The sequence below is a fragment of the Streptomyces capitiformicae genome (assembly GCF_002214185.1).
GTDB lineage: Bacteria > Actinomycetota > Actinomycetes > Streptomycetales > Streptomycetaceae > Streptomyces > Streptomyces capitiformicae.
The window spans coordinates 6,850,129-6,874,459 of record NZ_CP022161.1; the positions used below are offsets into that span (position 1 = coordinate 6,850,129).

Here is a 24,331-nt window from a genome sequence, read left to right on the forward strand (position 1 = left end):
CAAGTTCCCGGGTGTCGACCTGGCCGAGGAGACCGTGGTCGGCCGGGCCGCCGCGTGTCCGGCGGACGCTTCCCGCGACGCCTCCCCGGTGGTCGTCGGACGCCGAGTACGCCGGTCCCCACTCGTTCCGCACACCGGTCCCGTGACCTACGTGGTCGTACGGCGCTCCGTCGCCCCGGTCGCCGTCGTCCCGCACGCCTTACGCGCGGCACGCCCGCGCCGCCCCGCCCCGGGCAGGAGGGGGCAGGGCGGCGCTTTCGTGTGTACGGGACGGAGCGACACCGCGGGGGATCGGTGCCGCTCCTGTTCCCACTGTCTCTCGGACCCCGGTGCCGCACAGGTGCCGATGGTCCCGGAGCTGAGGGACAGATGTCCCTGGAGTGCCGGGCGGCACACGCGCACCACGCCCCTCAGGACGCTCGGACCGACCTACCGCTCACCGGCTGTCGCTGACGTCCGTCCCGGCCAGGGTGGCCCGGCCGGCCTCCAGACGCGCCACGGGTACGCGGAACGGGGAGCAGGAGACATAGTCGAGCCCTGCGGCGTGGAAGAAGTGCACGGCCTCCGGGTCGCCGCCGTGTTCGCCGCACACACCGACCGTCAGGTCGGGGCGGGCGGCGCGGCCCTCGTCGACCGCGATCCGGACCAGTCGGCCCACACCGTCGCGGTCGATCGTCTCGAAGGGCGAGGCGGTGAACACGCCCTTGTCGAGGTAGGCGGAGAAGAACGCCGCCTCGACGTCGTCGCGGGAGAAGCCCCAGGCGGTCTGGGTCAGATCGTTGGTGCCGAAGGAGAAGAACTCCGCCTCCTCGGCGATCCGGCCCGCGGTGAGCGCGGCCCTCGGCAGCTCGATCATCGTGCCGACGGGGCACCGCACGGGCACACCGGTCTCCTCCCCGACCCTGGCCAGTACCCGCTCCACCTCCTCCCGGGCGAGCCGGAGCTCCTCGACCGCGCCGACCAGCGGAACCATGATCTCCGCGTGCGGTGACCCACCGGCCCGGACGCGTTCCACGACCGCCTCGGCGATCGCGCGTACCTGCATGGCGACCAGTGACCGTGAGCCGGGTCGGACCGTGAGCCGGGTCGGACCGATGTGCGAGGCACGTATTCCGGTTCTGCCTGGTCCGCTGTCCGACTCCTGCCGCGCGCATTAGCGTGGCTCATGACCGGACCGGTCGGTGCCCGCTCGCGCGGACAGAACATGGAGGAGCGCAGTGGCAAGCTCCGACGAAGCTCGTGTACGGCTGCCGCAGCTGAGGCTGGATGAGCTGCTGGAGGAGTTGCAGGCGCGTTTGGACGCGGCGCGGGGGACGCGTGATCGTGTGCACAGTCTGCTGGAGGCGGTGCTGTCGGTCGGTCGGGAGCTGGAGCTGGAGCAGGCGTTGCGCGGCATCGTGGAGGCGGCCGCGGTGTTGGTGGACGCCGAGTACGCGGCGTTGGGTGTGATCGGGCCGGACGGCAAGCGGCTGTCGGCGTTTCACACGGTGGGGGTCAGTGCGGAGCAGATCGCCCGGATCGGTCCGTATCCGGAGGGGCACGGGATCCTGGGGGAGTTGATCAGTCATCCGGAGCCGCTGCGTCTGGTGAAGCTGTCCGAGCATCCGGCGTCTCATGGTTTCCCGCCTCATCATCCGCCGATGAACTCGTTCCTGGGTGTGCCGATCCGGGTGCGTGAGCAGGTGTTCGGGAATCTGTATCTGACGGAGAAGCGGGGTGGGGCGCGGTTCGACGAGGAGGACGAGTCGGTGCTGTCGACGCTGGCGGTGGCGGCCGGTGTGGCGATCGACAACGCGCGGCTGTACGAGGAGTCCCGGCTGCGGGAGCGGTGGCTGCGGGCCAACGCGGAGATCACCCACGATCTGATGTCGGGAGCGGAGCAGGCCCTGGTGCTCCGGTTGATCGCCGAACGGGCCAGGCAGATCACCGGCGCGGCGCTGGCCGTCGTCGCGGTGCCGATGGAGGGCACCGACTCCCTCACGGTGGACCTGGCCATCGGCGAGGGGGCGGCAGCGCACCGCGGGCTGGTCCTGCCCGTCGAGGGCACCCTGATCGGTGAGGCGTTCGTCGCCGCGACCGTGGTCACCAGCGAGGACGTGACCCACGACCAGCGCGTGTGGGCCGGACCACCCCGTTTCTCCGGTCTCGGCCCGGCGGTGGCGGTCCCCGTCGGCACCGGGGACGAGGGCATCCGCGGTGTCGTTCTGCTGGTCCGGGAGGCGGGACGGACGCTCTTCACCACCAAGGAGACCGAACCGCTCCGCGTCTTCGCGGCCCAGGCGGCCATCGCCATGGAGCTGGCCGCACGCCGTCGGGATGCCGAGGAGATCGCGGTCCTCAAGGACCGCGACCGGATCGCCCGGGACCTGCACGACCTCGCGATCCAACGCCTCTTCGCCACCGGAATGACCCTGCAGAGCGCGGGCCGCCTCATCGAGCACCCGGAGGCCTCCGAGCGAGTGCTGCGGGCCGTCGACGATCTCGACGAGACCATCAAGATCATCAGATCGACCATCTTCGGCCTGCGCACCCGGGACGGCGCGGCCGACATCGGCCTGCGGGCCCGCGTGGTGCGGGTCGTCGCCGAGGTGGCACCGGTGCTGGGTTTCGCCCCGAGTGTCCGGATGGAGGGGCTGATCGACACCGACGTACCGAAGGAGACCGGCGACCACGTGGTCGCCGTGCTCTCCGAGGCACTGACCAACATCGCCCGCCACGCCCGCGCCGACCGCGCGGAGATCGTGGTGACGACCGACGGGCACGAGCTGGTGCTGACGGTCCGGGACGACGGGGTGGGCATACCGGCTGACGGCCGCCGCGGCGGGCTGCGCAACCTGGCGGAACGGGCCGGACAGCTCGGCGGCCGGATGGCGTGGGACTGCCCCGCCGACGGCGGTACGACACTGGTGTGGCGGGTACCGGTGACGCGGCCGTAGGGCGGTGACGGATCCGCACCGGCGTGGGATCGGGAAGGCCGGCGCGGCCAAGGGGCCACTCGGCCCCGCGTGCCCCGGACGGCCCCGTGTCCGACGCTGAAGGTGCCGCAGTGTGTCACCCGAGCACCTCGGAGGTCGTCATGGTCGGCACTCCCCACCTCGTGAGCGATGCGATGACCCACATCGTGCCGGCCGTGCGCCACAAGGCGGCGTTCAAGGACATGGTGAAGGCCATGAGGCATCGGCATGTCGGCGCGGTCCCCGTACTGGACGACGAGCGGCACGTCGTGGGCGTCGTCTCCGAGGCGGACCTGTTGCACAAGGAGGGCCTGCGTGACGGTGACCCGGACCTGCCCAGGGCCGGACACGTCCCGACCGGAGGGGCCCCGTATCCGCGGCTCCGGCGCCTTTCCGACCTCATCAAGGCGGCCGCGGTGGAGGCGGGGGAACTGATGACCGCGCCGGCCGTCACCGTCCACGCCGGCACCACGTTGACCCAGGCCGCGCGACTGATGGCCCGGCACCGGGTCAAGCGGCTTCCGGTGGTCGACGCCGACGGCCGGTTACGGGGCGTCGTCAGCCGCTCCGACCTGCTGAAGGTGTTCCTGCGCGACGACGCGGACATCGCCGAGGAGATCCGGCGTGAGGTCGTGCCAAGGCTCGCCCCCGACACCGACGAACCGATTCGGGCGGACGTGCGCGATGGGGCCGTGACCCTCACGGGCCGAGTCCGGGACATCAACCTCCTCCCCCTGGCCGCCCGTCTCGCGCGCGCCGTCGAGGGGGTGGTGGACGTCGACTGCGCGCTCACCGGCCCGGCCTCCGCCCCGACCTCGACCCGGCACGCCGGATCGTGAAGCAGGACGTCCGATCGTGAAGGAGAGCACATGGCCATCGGGTCCCGGGAACCGTTCGCTCCCGTGCTGCGGGAAGTCCGGGCGGTCGTGTTCGACACCGACGGAGTGATCACCGACTCGGCACGGGTGCACGCCGCGGCCTGGAAGACCGCCTTCGACGCCTTCCTGCGTGACCACCCGCCCGATGATCCCCGGCAGGGGCGTCCCTTCGACGTCCGGGACGACTACCTGCGTTTCGTGGACGGCAGGTCGCGCCTCGACGGTGCCGCCGCCTTCCTCGCGTCGCGTGGCATCGAACCAGTGGCCCGGAGAGTACGCGCGGTGGCAGCGGAGAAGGAACGGCTGTTCACCCACCGACTCGGCGAACAGGGCGTCGACGCCTACCCGGGGACGGTACGGCTGGTCCGTGCCCTGCGGGCGGCGCGCATGCCGGTCGCGGCCGTGTCCGCCTCCCGGCACGCCCGTGAGCTGCTGACCGGGGCCGGCGTAGTGGATCTTTTCGACGTCCTGGTCGACGGGGGAGAGGCGGCCCGGCTGGGCCTGGCCGGCAAGCCGTGCCCCGACCTGTTCCTGGAGGCGGCTCGCCGTCTCGGTGTTCCCCCGAACCGTGCGGCGGTCGTCGAGGACGCCCTGGCGGGAGTCGAGGCGGGCCGGCGCGGCGGCTTCCTCCTGGTCGTCGGAGTGGACCGCGCCCAGGGACCGTCCACCGGCGAGCGACTGCTCCGGCACGGCGCCGACATCGTGGTGGGCGACCTCGGTGAACTCCTCGACGACGGCCTTCAGCGGTGAGAAAGGAGGGATCAGCCGGGCCGGGGGCGCATACCGTGCGCCTCACGCGCGGTATGCGCCCCAGGTGTCAGCCCCTGCCCGGTCAGGTGTCAGCCCCTGCCCGGTCAGCCCGTCATGTGGCTCCACAGGGGGCCGACCCGGGTCCACTCCGTGCCCCACTGCTGGATCCGCCGCCGGTCGAGCCACCACCGTGCGACGGCGCCGACACCGAACACCGGACCGCTCAGGGCGAGCCCGGCGGCCACACCCAGGACCCCCGCCTCCACGGCCGCCTCGGTGGGCGTGGGCGGCTCGGTGCTCAGCGCGCCACGACCGTCGGTCCAGACCTCGACCTCGGCACCGGCCTTCTGTCCGGTCTCCACCAAGGTCGAACCGGTACGGGTGACGCCGTCGGCGGTCGTCCAGCGCACCTTCGCCGAGGCCTTGTCGTGCGCGCCGCCGATACCCGAGGCCGACAGTGGGACATCGGCCAGGAGCACGGCCGAAACGGAACGACGATCGGCGCGCTGTTCGGCGAAGACCCCTTCGGCGGCGCGAGCCGTCAGGAGTCCGGTGATCGTTCCGCCGACCACGGTGGCCATCCACACGGCCAGCACGATCCATGCCTCCGTCGCGTCGTCGCGTCGTCGCGCCGGCGCAGCGGATTGCGCCGCCATCGCCACAGCGCCTTCCTCGGGTGCCTTCCGCCGTTCATGGTCCTTACCTCCTCGTCGCCGTCTCCCCAGGAAGGTGACAGTCGGGGAACGGCGGTCACATGGGCCGAGCAGGTGCCGTCCCCGGGCCGACCGGGACCAACTCGACCGGTTGGAGGGGCCGTTCAGCCCTGGCCCGGCGGGGACCTGCGGCGGACGGGTCGGCCCCGACGCATCCTCAGGGAAGGGGCATGAGGGCGACGGCCCGGCAGGCGGTCGTGCACAGCGCCGGCGGGACCGGGGCAGGATTCCGAGGTCGGGGCCGCCACGAGCGGGCCGTGTGGGGCGATCCGCCGAGCGAGCACGCTTGCCCCCTCCGGCACCGCGCCGGGGGCCGACCGGCCCATGCGCGGTCCGGCCGGGAGGGCCAAGCTGGATCTGCGGGGCAATCCCGGCACCGCACCCGCCTCCGGGCATACCGGCCGTATGTGAGCCACTGGTCGGCCGGTCGGTGGACCCGGGGGAGACAGCGAAAGGCAGGGATCGTCATGAAGGGCTTGGTCTTCCACGGCCCCGGACAGTCGTCCTGGCAGGAGGTACCGGATCCCGGTGTCAAGGACGCCACCGACGCGATCGTTCGTGTGGAGGCCGTCACGATCTGCGGGACGGACCTGCACATCCTCAAGGGCGACGTGCCCGAGGTGCGGTCCGGCACGGTCCTGGGGCACGAGGCGGTCGGCGAGGTCGTCGAGGTCGGCAGCGACGTACGGACCGTGCGGCCGGGCGACCGGGTGCTGGTCTCCTGCATCACCGCCTGCGGCCGCTGCCGCTTCTGCCGGGAGGGGGCGTACGGGCAGTGCCGGGGCGGCGGGGGCTGGATCCTCGGCCACCTGATCGATGGAACCCAGGCCGAGTACGTCCGCGTCCCGTACGCCGATCTGTCCGTCCACCCGCTGCCGAGCACCCTGGACGCCGGGGACGCGGTGCTGCTGGCGGACATCTTCCCCACCTCCTACGAGGTGGGCGTGGTCAACGGGCGTGTCCGTCCCGGCGACACCGTCGCCATCGTCGGCGCCGGCCCCATCGGCCTCGCGGCGATCGCCACCGCCCGGCTGTTCTCGCCCGAGCGGATCGTCGCCGTGGACCTGGCCCCGTCCCGGCTGGAGGCCGCCAAGGGGCTCGGGGCGGACGCCGTGGCCGACGCCCGGGAGGCGCCGGAGCAGCTGGTCGCAGACCTCACGGACGGGCTCGGCGCGGACGTCGTCATCGAGGCGGTCGGCGTACCGGAGAGCTTCGAGCTGTGCACGCGCATGGTGCGGCCCGGCGGGCACGTGGCCAACGTCGGCGTGCACGGCAAGCCGGCGACGCTGCACCTCGAAGACCTGTGGATCAAGAATGTGACCATCACCACGGGCCTGGTGGACACCCACTCCACACCCACCCTGCTGCGCATGGCGGCCGCCGGTCGGCTGCCCACCTCGTCCCTGGTCACGCACAACTTCCCACTGGACGACATGGAGGAGGCGTACGACGTCTTCTCCCACGCGGCCGACACCGGCGCGCTCAAGGTCGTGCTCGGCGAGCCCCGGCGCGACGTCGTCGCCGTTCCGGCGGCCTGACGCGATCGTCGACGAAGTGATTGTTTCCCGGACCGCGTCCGGCGGGACCCCGGGCCAGGCGGACGACCGCAGGACTGGGCCGCTCTCCGGTCCGGCCGGGACCGATGGCCCCTCATCGGGGGCGCGCGCCGGACGGACGATGGATCGCACACCCGACATACGGGTGGGTGTTGAGCGAGGCAGGAGACGGGCGGGCCGATGTACGTCCGTGTGCCGTGAGTTGCGGTCGCGCATGCCGGAACTGGCCTGTCTGATGCTGACCTCCTTCGACGACGAGGAGGCCCTCCTGGACTCGATCATGGCGGGAGCCTCCGGGTATGTCCTGAAGCAGATCCAGGGCTCGGACCTGGTGTCGGCGGTGCGCACGGTGGCCGCGGGCCAGTCCCTGCTCGACCCCAGCGCCACCGACCGGCTGATGGCGCGGTTGCGCCAAGGCCCGAAGGAGGAGCAGGAGCCCGAGGCGCTGCCGGGCCTGACCGAGCGCGAGCGGGAGATCCTGGCACTGATCGGCGAGGGACTGACCAACCGCCAGATCGGCCAGCGGCTCTTCCTCGCCGAGAAGACGGTGAAGAACCACATCTCCCGTCTGCTCGCCAAGCTCGGAGTGGAACGGCGCGTCCAGGCCGCCGTCATCGCCACCCAGGTCCAGGACCGACTGCGGCAGGAGGGGAAGTAGGCGACGGGTGTTCCGAGCTGGACACCGTTCGGACGGTCGGGGCGGGCGTAGGCGGGCTGCGTCCGTGTCGAACCCGTGCGCGACCGGATCCAGTACCGTCCGTCCCCTCTGACGGGCCGTTACCGTGGCTCACGACAGCTGCGGAAAGGGCGGCTGCCGGGATGCTGTGGGGAATGTGGAGGGCCACCGGTGGCAAGCATGGAGAGGGCCGGGGAGGCTCGTGTACGGCTGCCGCAGCTGAGGCTGGATGAGCTGCTGGAGGAGTTGCGGGCGCGTTTGGACGCGGCGCGGGGGACGCGTGATCGTGTGCACAGTCTGCTGGAGGCGGTGCTGTCGGTCGGTCGGGAGCTGGAGCTGGAGCAGGCGTTGCGCGGCATCGTGGAGGCGGCCGCGGTGTTGGTGGACGCCGAGTACGCGAGGTGCGGCGTGCCGTTCCGGAACGGGCACCGTGACGACGGGGACCGCGGCGTGCCGCAGACAGTCACGGGCGACCGCGCCGATCGCTGGGAGCCCGTACTCGTGGCGGTCGGTGCGCCCGAGGGCGAGCAGTTGTGCGCCGCGGGCGTGCTTCAGCAGTACCCGCGCGGGCGGCCCCTCCACCACGACGGCGCGTACGGCAGTGTCGATGTGCGAGCCGAGGGCCCTGCGCACCACCCCCGCGAGCAACCGCGCGGCCCGAAGGCGTTCCTCGGCGGCGCTGGAGTGGGTCGACACCGGAGCGTAGGGGGCGAGTGCGGCCCCGGTCGGTTCCCAGGCGTGGACGGCGACGACGTCCGCCCGGCTGGGCGTGGGCCTGCCGCACGGCCCAGCACAGCGCGGCCACGGACGCGTCGGATCCGTCGACACCCACGACGATGAGGTTCCCGGCGATCGATTCCGGCATGACAGCCTCCCTGGACGGTCTCTGGTCCCACCGTGCCCCTCGCCGGCGCGGCGGGGCGTGAGCCGAGAGGGCTCGTCCGTCTGCCGAACGGTCCCTCGCTTCCTGGAGGTGACCGTCTCGGACGGTCGGGGGCAGGCCGCCGCGCCCGACGGCTCGGTGTCATGCCTGGACAGGGCCGGTCAGTTGCACGATGTCGTCGGAGGCGACGTCGTGGAGCCGGATGGCCAGGTCCTCCAGGGCACGGCTCGCGGCGAGCTCGTCGCCGATCTCCGGGACGGGGCGGTCGATCGGGTTGCGCCGGGCCATCCCCCTGCCCGTGAGGTGCGAGGTGTCCCGCGTGGCCAGGACGGCACGCGCATGCGTCTCGTCGCCTTCCTCGCTGATGTAGATCTGGACGGTCCACCGCTTGGTTTCCATCATGATCACTTCCGTCCCGCTTCTCGTCTTCCGCTTCTCAGCATGCGCCGGCCCCCACGGTCGGTCCAGGCGGTCGGCCCCCCTCCACGGCCGTCGCGGAGCGGAGCGTTCAGGACTCCAGCTCCAGGCGGATCTCGGGCGGTTCCTGCAGCGTGTTGTGGACGGTGCAATGAAAGGCGACGGCCGGCAGGGCGGCCCTGGCGCGGCTGCGTCCCGCCATCCGTCGGCGGCACACCAGTCGGTACCCCTTCGACGAGCGGGACGTCCCCGCGGACGTGCGGTCGCGGCTGCGGGCGGCCGCCGCGCGGGAGGAGGCCGAGCTGTCGTTCCCCGGGTCCTGGCACCTCGACACCGTCCTGGAGCTGGTCCGTGACGCCGAGAGCCGCGACATCCTGGATCCCGGGGGCAGGGAGGACCTTGAGCGCTGGACCCGGCTCGGCCCGGAGGCCGACGTCGCCACCGACGGTGTTCCCGAGTACGCCTTCGGCCCGCGCCGAAGGGACGGCCGGGCACCACTGCGGGACTTCGCCGGACGACGGCCGGTGGCCGACCGCGGCAGCACCGCCTTCGAGACCAGCGCCCATCTGGCCCTGCTGTACACCCGCGGTGACGCGCCCCTCGACTGGCTCCGCGCCGGGCAGGCCCACGAACACGTCCTGCTGGAGGCCACGACGGCCCCACTCGCCGGCGCACTGACCTCCCACCCGCTGGAGAACGACGACCTGCGCACACTCGCCCGCGACCCGGTCTCGGGGCGGGGGTACGTCCAGATGGTGCTGCGTCTCGGCTACGGACCGCACAGCCCGGCCACGCCCCGGCGCCCCGTCCGGGACGTCCTCGACACCGCCTGACCGGCCGGAGGGCCCGTCTCGGCCTGACGCCCACGCGATGACCGGTCCGGCCACATCCGCGCGGTCGGCGTCGTGGCGAACTGCAGGCACGGGCCTGACGGCCGGAGCGGGCCCGGCGGCTCACCGAGAGACGGGCAGCACGCTCTCGTCCAGTACCTGCCCTGCCGACTGGCGCGGTGAGGCAGGGCCCTCCGGCCCGTAGCCGAGGCGGAGCACCATCTGGGCGTGGGCGCGGCGGTCGTGCGCCGGGGGTACGAGTTGCTCGCGCAGGTCCGGCCATTCCAGGGCCTGGTGCAGCAGGGAGGCCCGCAGCCCGTGGGCGGTGGCCACCAGCAGGACGCGTTCGAGGGCCTGTCCGGCCCGCAGCCAGTCGGCCCTGCGGTCGTGCGCGGTGAACAGCACGGCGATCGACGGCCGCGTCTCGAAGGGCCGGCTGGCCAGTGCGGAGGGGTGCCGGTGGGCGCCGAAGTCCCGCAGGGGAATCCGCTCGCGGAAGTCCTGTGGGCCCACTGCCGCGGGCGGCATGCCGAGCGACGCCCCGTTGGGCTCGTGCACCCAACGACGGCTCTCCGCGGCCCGGTAGGCATCGGCGGTGTTGCGGTGTTCGGCGTACCGCGTGAGCCGCAGCAGATGTTCCGTCGCGCTGGGTGTGGGACGACGCAGCAGGGCGCCCTCACTGTGTGCGGCCTCGGCGAGCTCCGCCGCCACCGCGGTGGGCACGGGCACGTCGGAGAAGGGGAACCGGCTGCTGTGCCGGCGCCACAGCGCTTCGTAGAACCCGGGAAACGGGGTGTTCCGCACCGGGCCGCCGAACCGTACGGTGGCGAGCAGATCGGGTTCGTCGGGCCGGGGCAGCAGCCGTGTCACAGGCTCCCGGCCGAAGTGGGCTATCGCTACCCGCAGGTTGAGGACGGCGCAGCCGACGGAGAGGTGCAGGGCGCGGCCCGTGGGGTCGATGTGCCGCAGGCCGCGGTCCGCCACGGCCCGGATCTGCAGCGTCACGGTGTCCGGATCGAGCCGGAACCGCCAGGGCTGGGTGTTGTGGATGGAGGGCGCGGCCACGGCCGCCGAGATCAGCGTCTGCAGAGTCCGGGCGTCGAGGGTCTCGGACCACATCGGAAACTCCTCCCCGCTCCGTGTCAGCGGAGCCGGTGGGCCTTGGAGTTGGACCCTGCCCAGTGTGGTGGCCCCGCGCCGGGCCCGGCATGGGCCGTACGGTCCCGACCGGCGCCGGTCGGCCCGGGTTCCCTGGCTGACCGGCGCCGGCCGGCCCGGGCTCCCTGGCGTGGCGCGGCAGTGGGGCCGCAGGGCCCGGCGAAAGGACTGTGCGGCCCCCTGTGCGGGCGGCGGTCCTCCACGAGGCTTCAGCACAGGAGCAGTCAGGCCTGAGCGCAGGAGGCGCGCATCATGCATCGGCACGTGACCGCAGGAGTCGACGAATCGACCGAGAGCCTCGCCGCCGCCCACTGGGCGGCCAGGGAAGCCGTGCGCCTGGGCGCCGAGTTGAGGCTCGTGCACACCTGGGCGTGGCACCCGCGTCCGCCCGCCTCCGTGCCCGCCGACGTCAGCGAGCGCCGCTGGGCCGAACAGACGCTGGACCGGGCCGTCGTCAGCGTGCGGTCCGCGCACCCCGGACTGCGGATCGTCGACCGGCTCGTCGCGGACTCCCCGGTGGACACGCTGCTGGAGGAGGCCGACAAGGCGGAACTGCTGGTGCTCGGGTCCCGCGGACTGGGCGCGGTCACGGGGTTCGTCGTCGGCTCGGTCTCCCAGCGCCTGGTCGCCAGGTCGTCGCGCCCCGTGGTGCTCGTCCGGGCCAGGCAGACCCTCGGCGACGAACACCTCCCCACCCCGGACGGCATCTCGCCCGAGGAGATCCCGCAGACCCCGTACCGGGACGTGGTCCTCGGCCTGGAGACCTCTCACACTTGCGACGAACTCATCGAGTTCGCCTTCGCGACCGCCGCGCGCCGCGGCGCCCGGCTCCGCGTGATCCACGCGTACCGGATCCCGACACCGCACGCGGTCGACGACAGCTCCGCACCGACACCGTCACCGGAGCTGCTCGCGGCGCGGGAGCGTGCCGTCGTCGCGACACTGCGCCCGTGGTACGACAAGTTCCCCGGGGTCTCCGTCGTGGAGAGCGTCGTCCAGGGACGGGCCGCCACCGCGCTCGTGCGGGCCGCGACCGGGGCCGGTCTGGTCGTCGTGGGGCGCCGGATTCGGGACGGTCACCTCGGCATCGGTCCGCACACCGGCCCGGTCACCCACGCGGTACTGCACCACGCCGGCTGCCCGGTCGCCGTCGTCCCGCACCCCTGAGCCGACCCGCGACGCGTGTCGGCCGGATGCCCCGGCCGGGGCCGGCTGTCTGCCGCCCCCTGTGTCGCGGCCGTCGTCAGCCGTGGGCGTCGTCAGCCGTGGGCGTCGACGGCCGTGAGACGGATGCCGGTGATCAGGTCCGGGCGGATGCGGACCGCGTGGTCCATGGTCCCGCTCAACCAGGGACGCAGCATTTCCCGATAGCGGGCCAGCTCCTCGGGGTCGGTGACCGGGCGGGCGTAGCCGGTGACGACCACACTCCAGCCGAGGTGGGTGTCGGGGTCGATGGAGTCGGCCTCGTAGGCCACCACGACGCCCTGGTCGTCCGCCTCCTGGGCATGCGCGGTCAGCGCCGTGGCCTCGTGGGTGCGGATGACGATGTGGCCGGCGTCCAGCACATGGTTGACGGGGCGGACGGTCGGCAGCGCGTGCCGGGTGAAGACGATCCGCCCGAAGGACACACTGCCGAGCAGCCGCAGGGCCTCGTCGATGTCGAGGTCGACCGACCGCCGAGGCTTGGCGGCTCCGTTGTGGTTGCTGATCGGCATCGTGATCTTTCGGGCGGGTAGGGGGCGGGTGCTGCCGGGTCTCGGCTCGGGCGGCCTCCATGGAACGGTGGCCGTCCCGGCCGCGGTAGGGCCGTTCGGCCCCAGTCGTCGAGGAGAGCGGCCCTACGTTCGCCAGGGAGGCGAGGGGGCGAGGGAGGCGGAGGACACGTCCGACGTTTCTCCGGGGGCACCGGGCACCGGGCACCGGGCACGGGGCACGGGGCACGGGGCACCGGGCACGGGGCACGGGGACCGGTATCGGGGAACGCTCAGCTCGCCAGCTGGGAGCGGCGCGACGAGCCCGGTTCCGGGCTCGTGGACGTGTCGTCGATCCGGTGCTCCAGATCGGCGGAGACGTCGACCACTCCGTCGACGCCACGGCACAGCCGCACCACGACCGGGACCATGGACTTGCGCTCGACGGTGCCGCGGAGCGCGACCCGTCCGTCGACCACCCGTACGAGGATCGCGTCGGGCGCGATGCCCAGGGTGCGCACGAGGACCTCTCCGGCGATCTCCTCGCGGATGGCGCGGTCGGCCCGCAGGAAGACGCGGAGCAGATCGGCCCGGCTGATCAACCCGACCAGCCGCCCGGCCTCGTCGACGACCGGCAGCCGCTTGACGCGGTGCCGCTCCATGACCTGGGCGGCCTCGACGACCGTCCACTGCGGCCGGGCGGTCACGGCGGGACGGTTCATCAGCCCCTCGGCCGTCGCCGCCTCCGCCTTCGCACGAGCGGCGGGCTTCGGGTGCAGTACGGGCAGCAGACCGGCCGGATCCAGTCGCGCGGCCTCCTTGCGCAGCAGGTCCGCCTCGGAGACGACGCCCACGGGACGGTCGTCGTCGTCCACCACCGGTACGGCCGTGATGTCGTACTCGGCGAGCAGCTTGGCGATCTCCTTGAACCCGGTGTCGGGGTGCACTCGGACGACCGATGTGGTCATGAGGTCGCTCACCATCCGGTGCCGCATGGCTCTCGCCTCCTGAGGACGTTTGCGCTTCTCCACCTGCCTTCCCACCCACTCTCCGCCTTCGCCGGTCACCTCTCCATGGGCCGGTCGGCCCCGCTCGGGGACCTGCGGCCCCTGCTCCCGGGGACACCGCTGCCGCGACGCTGCGATCGGGGGCCCGGCCACGAGGCCGGGGTGACCGTCGCGGTCGCCGGTCCTCGCCCGAACCACCCGAAGTTCCCGATCCCTTGAAGGAGCACACCGCCATGACCGTTCGCGTCGCCATCAACGGCTTCGGCCGTATCGGCCGCACCTACCTCCCCACCTGGTGCACGTCCACACCGACTCGACGGACGCCGACACCGTATGGCTGCGCTGCCGCACCAGCGCTTCGGACATCCGCATCGGCATGGCGTCACGGACCGTCAGCGTGACGGGAGAGAAATCGGAGGCCCACCACGAAGGGCGGCGCGCGGTCCAGCGGCTCCGCCTCGCCCTCGCGCCCGGCCGTACCGTCACCGTGGACAAGACCGTCGCCCTGTTCACCTCCCGCGACCCGGCGATCGACGATCCGCTGCAGGCAGCCGTGGACCGGGTCGGTCACGCACCCGGCTTCGACGAGCTGCTGGAGTCCCACCTCACCGCGTGGGACCTGCTGTGGCGCCGGGCCGACCTGGAGGTGCCCGGCAAGGCCGGCCGTATCCTCCGGCTGCATCTGTTCCATGTCCTGCAGACGCTCTCCCCGCACACCGCCGACCTGGACGTCGGCGTCCCCGCGCGGGGGCTGCACGGCGAGTCCTACCGCGGACACGTCTTCTGGGACGAGCTGTTCGTCCTGCCCTACCTGAACCTGCACTTCCCCGAGGTCTCCCGGGCGCTGCTGACCTACCGCCATCGCCGCTGGAAAGGGCCCGGGCCGCCCGGGACGCCGGGCGGACCGGGGCCATGTACCCCTGGCAGAGCGCGAGCGACGGCCGTGAGGAGACCCAGCGGCTGCACCTCAACCCGCGCTCCGGGCACTGGCTGCCCGACCACTCACACCGTCAGCACCACGTGGGATTGGCCATCGCCCACAACGTGTGGCGGTACTACGAGGCCAGTGGCGACGCCGAGTTCCTGCACACCAAGGGTGCCGAGATGCTGCTGCAGATCGCCCGTTTCTGGGCGAACGCGGCGACCTGGGACGAGAGCCTCGGCCGCTACCGCATCCGTGGTGTGGTCGGACCAGACGAATACCACGAGGCCTGTCCCGGGGCCGACCGGCCGGGACTCGACGACAACGCCTACACCAACGTCACCGCCGCCTGTTCTCACCCGCGCCTGTGAACTGCTGGAGACGCTCCCGCGGCCGCGCTCCCGCGGCCGCGCTCCCGCGGCCGCGCTCCCGCGGCCGCGCTCCCGCGGCCGCGCCGCCGCGCCGCCGCGAACTCGCCGACCGCACCGGCTTCGACGGCGGCGAACTCGAACTGTGGGAGGACGTCTCCCGCTCTCTCCACGTGCCGTTCCACAACGGCGTCATCAGCCAGTTCGAGGGGTACGGCGAACTCGCCGAACTCGACTGGGCGGTGTACACGGCGAAGTACGGCGACATCCGGCGGCTGGACCGGATCCTGGAGGCCGAGGGCGACACCGTCAACCGGTACAAGGCGTCCAAGCAGGCCGACGCGCTGATGCTCGGCCATCTCTTCTCGCCCGCCGAACTGCGCGCTCTCTTCGACCGGCTGGGATACCGGCTGGACGACGAGACCTGGCGTCGCACCGTGGACTACTACCTGGCCCGTACGTCCCACGGCTCCACGCTCAGCGCCCTCGTGCATGGCTGGGTACTCGCCAGGGCGCGGCGCGCCGAGGCGTGGACCTTCGTCCAGGAAGCGCTCGCCGGGGACATCGCCGACCTGCAGGGCGGCACCACCGCCGAGGGCATCCACCTGGGCGCGATGGCGGGCACCCTCGACCTCGTGCAGCGCGGTCTGACCGGACTGGAGACGCGCGGCGACACCCTGAGGCTCGACCCCGTGCCGATCCCCGAGCTGTCCGAGTACGGGTTCTCCATCCGCTACCGGGGGCACTGGGGCGTGCGCCTGCGGCTCCGGTCCGGGCAACTGCACATCACAGTGCCCGACTCCGACCGCGACCCGATCGTGGTGGCCCTCGCCGACCGCACCGTGTCCGTCGTGCCGGGGGAGTCCCGCACGCTCGCCCTCCCGGACTGAAACGGGGCCGTCGGCCCGGTCCACTTAGGGCCGACCGGCCCACTCCCCGCCCCGGACAGCCCATGGGATCACCTCCCGGTCCGCTGGATGCTCGAAGTGTCACAAGGCCCGGAGGAGACACGCCATGACAGACGACCTGCTCAGCCGCCCCCCTGTCCACGCTCTGCTCGCGGACGGCACGACCGTCCGCATCCGCGCCGTGGAACGAGGCGATCACGAGCAGCTGCGCGGACTCTACGAGGAGATGTCCCCGGAGAATCTGCGGCTGCGGTTCTTCGCGGCGAGCCGACGTTCGGCCAAGCTGGCGGCGGACCGGGCCTGCGCCCCGCCACACCGGGGATACCGGGCGCTGCTGGCGGAGCGCGCCGACCAGGTGATCGGCCTCGCCGAGTACGAAACCGGTGAGGACATCGACACGGCCGAGATCTCCATCGCGGTCGCCGACGGACTGCACCACCGGGGCGTCGGCACCTTGCTGATAGAGCACCTCGTCTCGGCCGCCCGCGCGGAGGGGATCACCACGTTCACGGCCGACGCGCTCAGCGAGAACCACGAGGTACTGCGGCTCTTCCACGACCTCGGTCTGCGCACGTCCCGCAGCTTCGACGGCCCCGAGGTGCGCTGCACCATCGGGCTGACCGAGGACGACACCTACCTCACGGCCGTCGAGGCCCGCGGCCGGGCCGCCGACGTCGCCAGCCTGGAGCCGCTGCTGCGGCCCCGTACGGTCGCCGTGGTCGGCGCCGGCCGCAAGCCGGGTTCCGTGGGACGCGTCGTCCTGCACCATCTGCGCACCGGCGGTTTCACCGGACGGCTGTTCGCGGTGAACCCCGCCGCCGCGTCCATCCTCGGCGTGCCCTGCCACCCGTCCGTCCCCGCCCTTCCCCAGACCCCCGATCTCGCGGTCGTCGCCGTACCCGCGGCCGCGGTCCCGGCCGCGGCCGAGGAGTGCGGCAAGGCCGGCGTACGGGCCCTGCTCGTGGTCACGGCGGGCCTGGACCGCGACCAGGCTCGGGCCCTCATGGCGGCCTGCCGCTCGCACGGCATGCGCCTCGTCGGCCCCAACTGCCTGGGCATCTCCCACACCGACCCCGCCGTCCGCCTGGACGCGACCTTCGCCGCCGACCATCCGAGCCCCGGCACCGCCGGTGTCGCCGTGCAGTCCGGCGGGGTGGGCATCGCCCTGCTCGACGGGCTGTCCCGGCTCGGCATCGGTGTGTCGTCCTTCGCCTCGCTCGGCGACAAGTACGACGTCAGCGGCAACGACATGCTCCAGTGGTGGGAGAGCGACGGCCGCACCGACCTCGCCCTGCTCCACCTGGAGTCCTTCGGCAACCCCAGGGCGTTCTCGCGCACCGCGCGGCGGGTGACCCGCCGTATGCCCGTGCTCACCGTCGACGCGGGCCGCACCGAGGCCGGGCGCCGGGCCGCCGCCTCGCACACGGCCGCCGCCGCCACCCCGACCATGACCCGCAGGGCCCTGTTCACCCAGGCCGGCGTCACCGCCACCGGCTCGGTCGGCGAACTCCTCGAAACCGCCGCCCTGCTCCACTCCCAGCCACTGCCGGCGGGCAGTCGCGTCGCGATCCTCACCAATGCCGGCGGCGCGGGCGTCCTGGCCGCCGACGCCTGTGTGGAGGCCGGACTGGTCCTCCCGGCGTTCGCTCCCGAGGTGGTCGACGATCTCCTCGGCGCTCTGCCCCGAGGCGCCTCCGTCGGCAACCCGGTCGACGCCACGGCCGCCGTCACCGAGGAACAGCTCAAGGACTGTGTGGACCGGGTGCTGCGGCACGGCGGGATCGACGCCGTGCTGCTCGCCCTCGTCCCCACGGCGGTCGCCGCGGCGACCGGCGACGACCTCGTACGGGCCCTCACCGACACCCACGGCCCCAGGACGAAGCCGGTCGCCGCGGTACGGCTCGAACAGGACCTGCCGGTCAGGCTGCTGCCCGCCACCGGCGGCGGCACCATTCCGTCCTACGCCGAACCCCAGGCCGCGGCACGGGCCCTGGCCCACGCCGCCCTCCGCGCCGCCTGGCTCGCCCGGCCCGCGGGAACCGTCCCGGACCTGGACGGCGTCGACACGGGCCGTGCCCACGGCATCGTCGAGGCGTTCCTCGCCGCGCACCCGGACGGCGGCTGGCTCGACCCGCGCACCTGCGCCGATCTGCTGTCCTGCTACGGCATACCGCAGATCCCCTGGGCCTGGGCCGAGACCGAGGACGCCGCCGTCCTCGCCGCCGACCGGCTGCGAGGCCCCGACGGCCGCGTGGTCATGAAGGCCCACTGGCCGGGCCTGGTGCACAAGAGCGAGCAGCGCGCGGTCCACCTCGACCTACAGGGCGACTCCCAGGTCCGCGCCGCCTTCCGCGACTTCGAGACCCGGTTCGGGGACCTGCTGGACGGCACCGTCGTCCAGCCGCTCGCCCCGCGCGGCACCGAACTCTTCGCCGGCGTCGTCCAGGACGAGGTCTTCGGCCCGCTCGTGCTGTTCGGTCTCGGCGGCACCGCCACCGAAGTACTCGGCGACCACGCGGCCCGGCTCGCCCCGCTCACCGACCACGACGTCCACGACCTGATCACCGCGCCGCGCTGCGCGCCGCTGCTGTTCGGGGCGCGCGGCAGCGGACCGGTCGACCTCGCACGCCTGGAACGGCTGCTGCTGGGGCTGTCCCGTATGGCGGCCGACCTGCCGCAGCTCGCCGAGGCCGACTTCAACCCCGTTCTCGCGACATCGGCCGGAGTCTCCGTGCTCGACGCGCGCGTACGCCTGCTGCCCCGCAGGCCCCAGGATCCGTATCTGCGGCGCCTTCGTTGAGGAGGGAACAGACATGAAACACGACAAGGTCGGCTCCGTGATGACGACGGACGTCGTCCGTGCCGAGTACGACACGCCGTTCAAGGAGGTCGCCCGACTGCTCGCCGACCACCGCATCAGCGGACTGCCGGTGATCGACGACGACGAGAAGGTCATCGGGGTGATCTCCGAGACCGATCTGATGGCCCGGCAGGCAGAGGCACCCGACCCGTACGGGCCGCCCAGGCGCCGCTTCCCGTTCGCGGCGCTGACGCGCGGCGCACGACGGCAGGCCGTCAAGGCCGAGGCCCGCACCGCCGGCCGGTTGATGACAGAGCCGCCGATCACCGTGCACGCCGACGACACCGTCGTCGAGGCCGCCCGGACCATGGCCCAGCACCGCGTGGAGCGGCTGCCCGTCGTGGACGAGGAGGAGCGCCTCGTCGGTATCGTCACCCGGCGCGACCTGCTCCAGGTCTTCCTGCGGCCCGACGAGGAGATCCGCGACATCGTGACCCGGGAAGTGCTGGTGCGCACCCTGTGGCTGCCCCCGCACAGCGTCGACGTGGCCGTGGACCAGGGCGTCGTCACGCTCTCCGGGCAGATGGAACGAAAGAGCGAGACGGAGATCGCCGTCTCCATGACCCGCCAGGTCGACGGCGTGGTCGGCGTGGTCGACAAACTCACCTGGCGACTGGACGACGCGCGCATCGAGCCCGCGGAACAGGCGCTGCACGGCGTCACCGACCACTGGCTGCGCAGGTTGTGAGGCGCAGGTTCTGAAAGGAGGCCAACCATGACCGCCAAGGTTCTCGTCGCCTACGGGACGACGAACGGATCCACCGCCCGGATCGCCGAGACCATCGCCGAGGTACTGACCAAGGAGGGGCTGCCGGCCGAGGCCCGCCCCGCCGAGTCCGTCGTCAGCCTGCTGCCGTACGACGCCGTCGTGGTCGGCGGCGGGGTCTACGCCGGGCGCTGGCAGAAGAACGCCCGCCGCTTCCTCCGTCACCACCGCCGTGAACTCTCCCAACGCCCGCTGTGGTTGTTCAGCAGCGGCCCCCTCGATGCCTCCGCCTCCGAGCGGGACATCCCGCCAGTGCCCGGCGTGCGCAGGGCCATGATCCGGTTCGACGCCAGGGAGCACATCACTTTCGGAGGCTGCCTGGAGAAGGGCGCCAAGGGCTTCATCGCCCACCGGATCCTGGAGTCCGGCAAGGGAGGTGACTTCCGGGACTTTCCCGCGATCGAGGCGTGGGCGGGCCGGATCGCGAACGAACTGCTGGGGGCCCCGCAGGAGGAGAGGAAGGGCTGACTCAGGGCGTGCGCGGAACACGGTACGGCGGACGGGCGCCCGCCCCACCGTGTTCCGGGCCCGCGCTACGACCGTCAGGAGGGCCGAACGGGCCACGACCCCGGCCGTTGACGGGTGGTCAGCGGTGCGAGAGGTCGATACGGACGTCGACGACCCCCTCGACCGCCCGCACGGCCCGGGCCAGGACGGGCACGAGTCCGCGTTCGGGCAGCGAACCGCCCAGCGTCACCACGCCCTCCGCGACGGTGACCGTGATCGCCTCCGTGGAGGGGAGTGTGGTGAGGACGGAGCCGCGTACCTCCTCGGCGATCTCCTCGTCGGGCCGGAGGAATACCTTGAGCAGGTCACCGCGGCTGACCACGCCCTGGAGCATCCCGACCCGGTCGACGACCGGAAGCCGCTTGACCCGGCGGCGTGCCATGATGCGGGCGGCCTCGGCCAGGGTGGCGTCCGGGTGCACGGAGACAGCGGGGGCGTTCATCAGCTCTCCGGCGGTCACCGCGCCGGCCTTGAGGCGGTCCGAGAGCTCGCCCTGGGTGTCGTCGGCGTCCCGGAACTCCTCCTTGTGCAGCAGATCGGCCTCCGAGACCACCCCCACGACCCGGCCCTCGCCCTCCAGCACGGGCAGGGCGCTGACCTTCCACTGGTCGAACAGCTGGACGATCTCCTTGAAGGGCGCGTCGCGCCCCACGGCGACGACGGTGTGGGTCATCACATCGCTCACGGTGCTCGGCGAGTCAGGCATCGGGGCCTCCTTCGGATACGGACGACGGTCAGGTCGAGGAAGTGGGTGGAGCACGAGACGCACGGGTCGTGGTTGCGGATCGCCCGCTCGCACAGGACCGTCGGCTCGGCGTCGTCCGGTCGCCGCCGGTGATCGCGTCCTGGGTGACGCGGAGCAGGTCGTCTTCGATCGCACCCTGGTTCTGCGCGGTGGGCGGCACGCGTGTACCGGTGGTAGAGCAGTCCGCGCAGGGCCGCGGTCGCCCCGTGGCCGACACCCGCGGTCGGCGGCACCTCGGTGTCGTCCACCGGTCTTCTCGAGTGGCTCCTCGCTACCAGCCTCGGACGGCCGGCGGCCCGTCCCCAGGGGCTGAACGGGTATCTGAGCGGGCCGTACGTCCCTCGACACCGGTGGCCGGCCCGGCGGCTTCCCGTCGCCCTGGAGCCGGGTGGGCGCTTGGGCCGGTCGGCCCCGCGCGAAGACCTGACGGCCCATGGCCGTGGAACCCGGCGCGGCACGACGCTGGCAGTGATGAGCCGACCGTGTGACGAGCCGACTGTGACGAGCGGACCGAATAAGGGAGGGGCACGTCATGCTTTCGCCTGTAGTAGCCGGTGTGGATGGATCCGCGGAGAGCCTGGCCGCCGCTGAGTGGGCGGCGCGCGAAGCCGCCCGCCGAGGGCGCCCCCTGCATCTAGTACACGCCTGGAACTGGCAGCCCCGCCCGTCGGCGGGCGGGATCAAGCCCGCCGCTCAGCGGTACCTGGCCCGGCGGGTCCTGCGTCAGGCGGAGGAACACGTTCGTGCCGGATGCCCCCATGCACGTCTGACCGACGAGCAGACCGAGGGCCCGGCCACCACCGCCTTGCTGAGGGCCGCCGAGCAGGCCGAACTGCTCGTGCTGGGCTCGCGCGGACTGAGCGGTTTCACCGGCTTCCTGGTCGGCTCTGTCGCCCTGGGGGTCGTCGCGAAGGCCACCCGCCCCGTCGTCCTCGTACGGGCGGACGAGGAAGCCGCGGACGAGCATCTGCCCGAGGCCGACGGCGGCGCGTCCACCCGGACGGGCTACCGGGACGTGGTGCTGGGCCTCGACCTCAAGGACCCACGGGATGAGGTGATCGAGTTCGCGTTCGAGGCGGCCCGGCTGCGCCAGGCCCGCCTACGGGTCGTGCACGCCTGGCAGACGCCTTCCGCGATCTCGCTCGGACCCGGGGACGTGGCCCTGGCGGACGAGGAGCGGCAGGGGCAGGAGTGGCAGGGGTTCATGTGCGCCGTGCTGCAGACGTGGCGCGACAAGTACCCCGAGACGGACGTGCGGGAGACCGTAGCCGAGGGCAGGACCTCGGCCGCGCTGCTCCGTGCCGCCTCGGCAGCGAGCCTCCTCGTCGTCGGCCACCGCCTGACCGACCGGCCGACGCTACCGCGCACCGGCCCCGTCACCCACGCCGCAATCCAACACGTGAGCTGCCCGGTGGCCGTCGTCCCCCATGGATGAGCCGGTCGACGACGTTGCAGGGCGGCAGCAGGCCGGCGGTGGCGATCGACCCGCCGCGCGACGTCGACCCGCCGCGCGACGTCGACCCGCCGCGCGACGTCGACCCGCCGCGCGACGTCGACCCGCCGCGCGACGTCGACCGGGTGATCGCGGCGGCCGCTCGGCAGCGGCACGCCGCAGCCGGCCAGGTGCCCGCATGTGGCCGCCGGGAGGTACGGGAGGTACGTCCATGCCGCTCGCCGTGCGAGACCGCTTCGCGAGGGTGCGACGCCCGGGCGGGACGCCCGCTCAGGGCCGCACGCCGTCGCAGCCGTGGTCGGCGGCGTACGCGGCGAACACCTCCGCCGGTGTGCCGCCCGTGTGGAGGAACGCTCGTCGAGGACGGCCGCGAGGTCGCTCAGCGCGCCGGCGAGCAGGTCACCCGAAAGCCGCACCTCCGGCCCCCGCGCCGACCGCCCCCGCCGGGCGAGGACCGAGGCGTGCCCGACCATGGCCGCCAGCGAGGAGTGGTCCTCTCCGTCGTGGAAGTAGTACGCCTCGGAGTACTGGGTGAAGTCGATACGGACACCTGCGACGTCACTGGCGAGGCCGTCCAGCAACAGTGCCCCGGCGGTGCTGTCCAGCTGACGCACCGTCGGATCCGCGTCGCGCAGCGGCGCCAGCCGGATCGCCAGCACTCGCCTGCGGGCCAGCGCCGGGTAGATCTCCAGTACCCAGGAGACCGTGGCCGTCAGGAGGGCGAAACCGACGAGGGCTTCGAGCGGCGAGACCAGGCGGAGCCAGCCCTCGCCGGGGGCGATGTCGCCCAACCCCAGGGTGGCCACGGTGACGAGCGACAGGTACACGGAATCCAGCAGCGCCGGCTCCTGCGCCGTCTCGGACCCGGCCGCGAAGGTGAAGGCCCCGGGCATATGGGGCCAGTAGACGACCGCCCAGCCGAGGACGACGGTGACGGCCCACATGCCCACGACGGTGACCATGGCGAGCGGTCCGACGAGACCGACCACCCGTCGGCGGGCGCGGAAGCGCCGGGCCGCCGCCACAGGGCGGTCATCACGAGGCGGCTCAGGCCGCCGTGGCGGGTCGGGTGCCAGATCGTGTGGAACAGGTCCCGCAGGGTGACCATGACGAGCCCGGCGCCGACAAGGGAGACCAGCCACTTCATGCGCTTCCCCTCATGTCGCCGACACCGCGTCTCCGGCGAGCCGGAGGGAGTCGTCGACAGGCCTGCGCCCTTGTGCCGGCTTCCAAGGCCCGGACCTCATCGGTGCCCCTCAGACCCGCTGTGGGACGACGGCGACCGGGCACGCGGAGTGGTGCAGCAGGGTGTGGGCGACCCGGCCGAGCTGGAGACCGAAATGACCCTGGCGACGCATGGCTCCGACGACGATCAGGTCGGCGTCCACCGAGGCGTCGAGCAGGACACGGTGCGCGGGCCCCTCGACCGGCCGGCGCCGGATCTCGACGCCGGGGTGTTCCCGTACGGCTTCGCGCAGCGTCTCGTCGAGGTGGGCCGAGGCCCGCTCCTGAAGCCCCTGATCGGTGTGGTCCGCAGTCAGGGGACGGTCCATGTGCTCATGGGCCGGACTGCGCCATGCCCGTACGGCGGTCAGGGCACAACCGCGTGTCTCGGCCTCACGGAGGGCGAACCGGACGGCGCCCGTGCCTTCGGGCCCGTCGCCCACACCCACCACGACCCTGCCGAGGGACCCCCTGACATTGGGTTCCGCGCCCCGGACCACGACGACCGGGCACCCGGCGCGTGCCGTCACCGCGAGGCTCACCGACCCCAGGAGCAGCCCGGACAGCTCGCCCCGCCCGCGCTCTCCCACGACCAGGGCGAACGCGTCGGCCGCCGTCCGCAGCAGGGCCGACACGGCGTCGTCGGGCAGCACCTCGCCCGACACCTTCACCCCGGAGTCGCGGAGCTTGGCACGCTCCGCGCAGGAGGCGACGATGTACTCCGCCATCACGTCCCCGGCGGGACGACCGGTGATGAAGGACGGCAGGGCCCGTTCGTAGCGTTCCCAGCGGGAGGCGTGCACCAGCCGCAGCGGCAGTCCGTGCCGTGCGGATTCGTCCACCGCCCAGTCGACCGCCAGCAGGCTGGAGTCGGATCCGTCGACGCCCACGACCAGCGGGAGTTCCATCGCCATTGCCGCCTTCCCGTGCGCCTGCCGCCGAGACTCGTTGGGAACACCGTCGCACCACCCGTCGACCACCGCGACACGGACCGGCGGCCGGGCCGGGTTGCGGTGGCCCAAGGCCCGGTGATGCTGGAGACGTACTGCCGACCGCCCTCCAAGG

Annotated in this window: 18 protein-coding genes and 5 pseudogenes; 12 read left to right on the plus strand and 11 right to left on the minus strand. The window is 72.8% G+C overall.

Annotated elements, in window-relative coordinates:
* Positions 1 to 436 precede the first annotated feature (436 nt).
* Positions 437 to 1,075, minus strand: a pseudogene (locus CES90_RS30565) (putative PEP-binding protein); the annotation flags it as partial.
* A 142-nt stretch (positions 1,076 to 1,217) separates the two neighbouring features.
* Between CES90_RS30565 and CES90_RS30570 the strand changes: the two are divergent.
* The 3 genes from CES90_RS30570 to CES90_RS30580 all read left to right on the plus strand — a co-directional run bounded on the left by CES90_RS30570 (position 1,218) and on the right by CES90_RS30580 (position 4,582).
* Positions 1,218 to 2,936: a sensor histidine kinase gene (locus tag CES90_RS30570; protein WP_189787203.1), complete on the plus strand. Its 1,719-nt coding sequence runs from the start codon at positions 1,218 to 1,220 to the stop codon at positions 2,934 to 2,936.
* A 140-nt stretch (positions 2,937 to 3,076) separates the two neighbouring features.
* Complete coding sequence (locus CES90_RS30575; protein ID WP_189787221.1) at positions 3,077 to 3,793, plus strand: CBS domain-containing protein; 717 nt, start codon at positions 3,077 to 3,079, stop codon at positions 3,791 to 3,793.
* Between the two features lie 30 nt (positions 3,794 to 3,823).
* The gene (locus tag CES90_RS30580) at positions 3,824 to 4,582 is read left to right on the plus strand and encodes an HAD family hydrolase (protein WP_189787204.1); all 759 of its coding nucleotides are present in this window, start codon (positions 3,824 to 3,826) and stop codon (positions 4,580 to 4,582) included.
* 104 nt (positions 4,583 to 4,686) lie between these two features.
* Here the strand turns inward: CES90_RS30580 and CES90_RS30585 are convergent, their stop codons facing one another.
* Positions 4,687 to 5,238 (minus strand): Rv1733c family protein, encoded by a 552-nt coding sequence (locus CES90_RS30585; protein WP_308437924.1) that lies wholly within the window; start codon positions 5,236 to 5,238, stop codon positions 4,687 to 4,689.
* Between the two features lie 524 nt (positions 5,239 to 5,762).
* Here CES90_RS30585 and CES90_RS30590 point away from each other — a divergent pair.
* Positions 5,763 to 6,833: a zinc-dependent alcohol dehydrogenase family protein gene (locus CES90_RS30590; RefSeq protein WP_189787205.1), complete on the plus strand. Its 1,071-nt coding sequence runs from the start codon at positions 5,763 to 5,765 to the stop codon at positions 6,831 to 6,833.
* A gap of 16 nt (positions 6,834 to 6,849) precedes the next feature.
* Positions 6,850 to 7,509 carry a LuxR C-terminal-related transcriptional regulator gene (locus CES90_RS30595; RefSeq protein ID WP_373313574.1) on the plus strand — a complete coding sequence of 220 codons (660 nt, stop codon included), beginning with the start codon at positions 6,850 to 6,852 and terminating at the stop codon, positions 7,507 to 7,509.
* Between the two features lie 129 nt (positions 7,510 to 7,638).
* Here CES90_RS30595 and CES90_RS52065 read toward each other — a convergent pair whose 3' ends face one another.
* Together CES90_RS52065 and CES90_RS30605 are read right to left on the minus strand one after the other, a co-directional pair.
* Positions 7,639 to 8,355 carry a universal stress protein gene (locus tag CES90_RS52065; protein ID WP_373313575.1) on the minus strand — a complete coding sequence of 239 codons (717 nt, stop codon included), beginning with the start codon at positions 8,353 to 8,355 and terminating at the stop codon, positions 7,639 to 7,641.
* Between the two features lie 196 nt (positions 8,356 to 8,551).
* Positions 8,552 to 8,812: a DUF1876 domain-containing protein gene (locus CES90_RS30605; protein WP_229914325.1), complete on the minus strand. Its 261-nt coding sequence runs from the start codon at positions 8,810 to 8,812 to the stop codon at positions 8,552 to 8,554.
* A gap of 194 nt (positions 8,813 to 9,006) precedes the next feature.
* Here CES90_RS30605 and CES90_RS30615 point away from each other — a divergent pair.
* A pseudogene (locus CES90_RS30615) lies at positions 9,007 to 9,660 on the plus strand (Acg family FMN-binding oxidoreductase); the annotation flags it as partial.
* A 120-nt stretch (positions 9,661 to 9,780) separates the two neighbouring features.
* Here the strand turns inward: CES90_RS30615 and CES90_RS30620 are convergent.
* Complete coding sequence (locus tag CES90_RS30620; protein ID WP_189787206.1) at positions 9,781 to 10,776, minus strand: Acg family FMN-binding oxidoreductase; 996 nt, start codon at positions 10,774 to 10,776, stop codon at positions 9,781 to 9,783.
* 291 nt (positions 10,777 to 11,067) lie between these two features.
* Here CES90_RS30620 and CES90_RS30625 point away from each other — a divergent pair, with 291 nt between their 5' ends.
* The gene (locus CES90_RS30625) at positions 11,068 to 11,982 is read left to right on the plus strand and encodes a universal stress protein (RefSeq protein WP_189787207.1); all 915 of its coding nucleotides are present in this window, start codon (positions 11,068 to 11,070) and stop codon (positions 11,980 to 11,982) included.
* Positions 11,983 to 12,074: 92 nt separating this feature from the next.
* Here CES90_RS30625 and CES90_RS30630 read toward each other — a convergent pair whose 3' ends face one another.
* Together CES90_RS30630 and CES90_RS30635 are read right to left on the minus strand one after the other, a co-directional pair.
* The gene (locus CES90_RS30630) at positions 12,075 to 12,530 is read right to left on the minus strand and encodes a pyridoxamine 5'-phosphate oxidase family protein (RefSeq protein WP_189787208.1); all 456 of its coding nucleotides are present in this window, start codon (positions 12,528 to 12,530) and stop codon (positions 12,075 to 12,077) included.
* A gap of 269 nt (positions 12,531 to 12,799) precedes the next feature.
* Complete coding sequence (locus tag CES90_RS30635) at positions 12,800 to 13,501, minus strand: CBS domain-containing protein (protein ID WP_189787209.1); 702 nt, start codon at positions 13,499 to 13,501, stop codon at positions 12,800 to 12,802.
* A 301-nt stretch (positions 13,502 to 13,802) separates the two neighbouring features.
* Between CES90_RS30635 and CES90_RS30640 the strand changes: the two are divergent.
* The 4 genes and pseudogenes from CES90_RS30640 to CES90_RS30655 all read left to right on the plus strand — a co-directional run.
* A pseudogene (locus CES90_RS30640) lies at positions 13,803 to 15,693 on the plus strand (glycosyl hydrolase family 65 protein); the annotation flags it as partial.
* A gap of 124 nt (positions 15,694 to 15,817) precedes the next feature.
* Positions 15,818 to 18,511, plus strand: a complete 2,694-nt coding sequence (locus CES90_RS30645; RefSeq protein WP_189787210.1) for a bifunctional acetate--CoA ligase family protein/GNAT family N-acetyltransferase — start codon at positions 15,818 to 15,820, stop codon at positions 18,509 to 18,511.
* Between the two features lie 13 nt (positions 18,512 to 18,524).
* Complete coding sequence (locus CES90_RS30650; protein WP_189787211.1) at positions 18,525 to 19,259, plus strand: CBS domain-containing protein; 735 nt, start codon at positions 18,525 to 18,527, stop codon at positions 19,257 to 19,259.
* A 27-nt stretch (positions 19,260 to 19,286) separates the two neighbouring features.
* On the plus strand, positions 19,287 to 19,805 hold the full coding sequence (locus CES90_RS30655; protein ID WP_189787212.1) for a flavodoxin domain-containing protein: 519 nt from the start codon (positions 19,287 to 19,289) through the stop codon (positions 19,803 to 19,805).
* A 118-nt stretch (positions 19,806 to 19,923) separates the two neighbouring features.
* On the opposite strand, the gene CES90_RS30660 is transcribed toward CES90_RS30655, so the two are convergent.
* Both CES90_RS30660 and CES90_RS50060 read right to left on the minus strand, forming a co-directional pair.
* Positions 19,924 to 20,550, minus strand: coding sequence for a CBS domain-containing protein (locus tag CES90_RS30660; protein WP_189787213.1), 627 nt, complete (start codon positions 20,548 to 20,550; stop codon positions 19,924 to 19,926).
* Positions 20,526 to 20,828: pseudogene (locus CES90_RS50060) on the minus strand (Ni/Fe hydrogenase subunit alpha); the annotation flags it as partial. The gene CES90_RS30660 and the pseudogene CES90_RS50060, both read right to left, overlap by 25 nt.
* 293 nt (positions 20,829 to 21,121) lie before the next feature.
* On the opposite strand from CES90_RS50060, the gene CES90_RS30665 reads away from it, so the two are divergent.
* On the plus strand, positions 21,122 to 22,024 hold the full coding sequence (locus CES90_RS30665; RefSeq protein WP_189787214.1) for a universal stress protein: 903 nt from the start codon (positions 21,122 to 21,124) through the stop codon (positions 22,022 to 22,024).
* A gap of 770 nt (positions 22,025 to 22,794) precedes the next feature.
* Here the strand turns inward: CES90_RS30665 and CES90_RS50065 are convergent.
* Both CES90_RS50065 and CES90_RS30675 read right to left on the minus strand, forming a co-directional pair.
* Positions 22,795 to 23,004 (minus strand): annotated as a pseudogene (locus tag CES90_RS50065) (ion channel); the annotation flags it as partial.
* 294 nt (positions 23,005 to 23,298) lie between these two features.
* Positions 23,299 to 24,174: a universal stress protein gene (locus tag CES90_RS30675; protein ID WP_189787223.1), complete on the minus strand. Its 876-nt coding sequence runs from the start codon at positions 24,172 to 24,174 to the stop codon at positions 23,299 to 23,301.
* Positions 24,175 to 24,331: the final 157 nt, after the last annotated feature.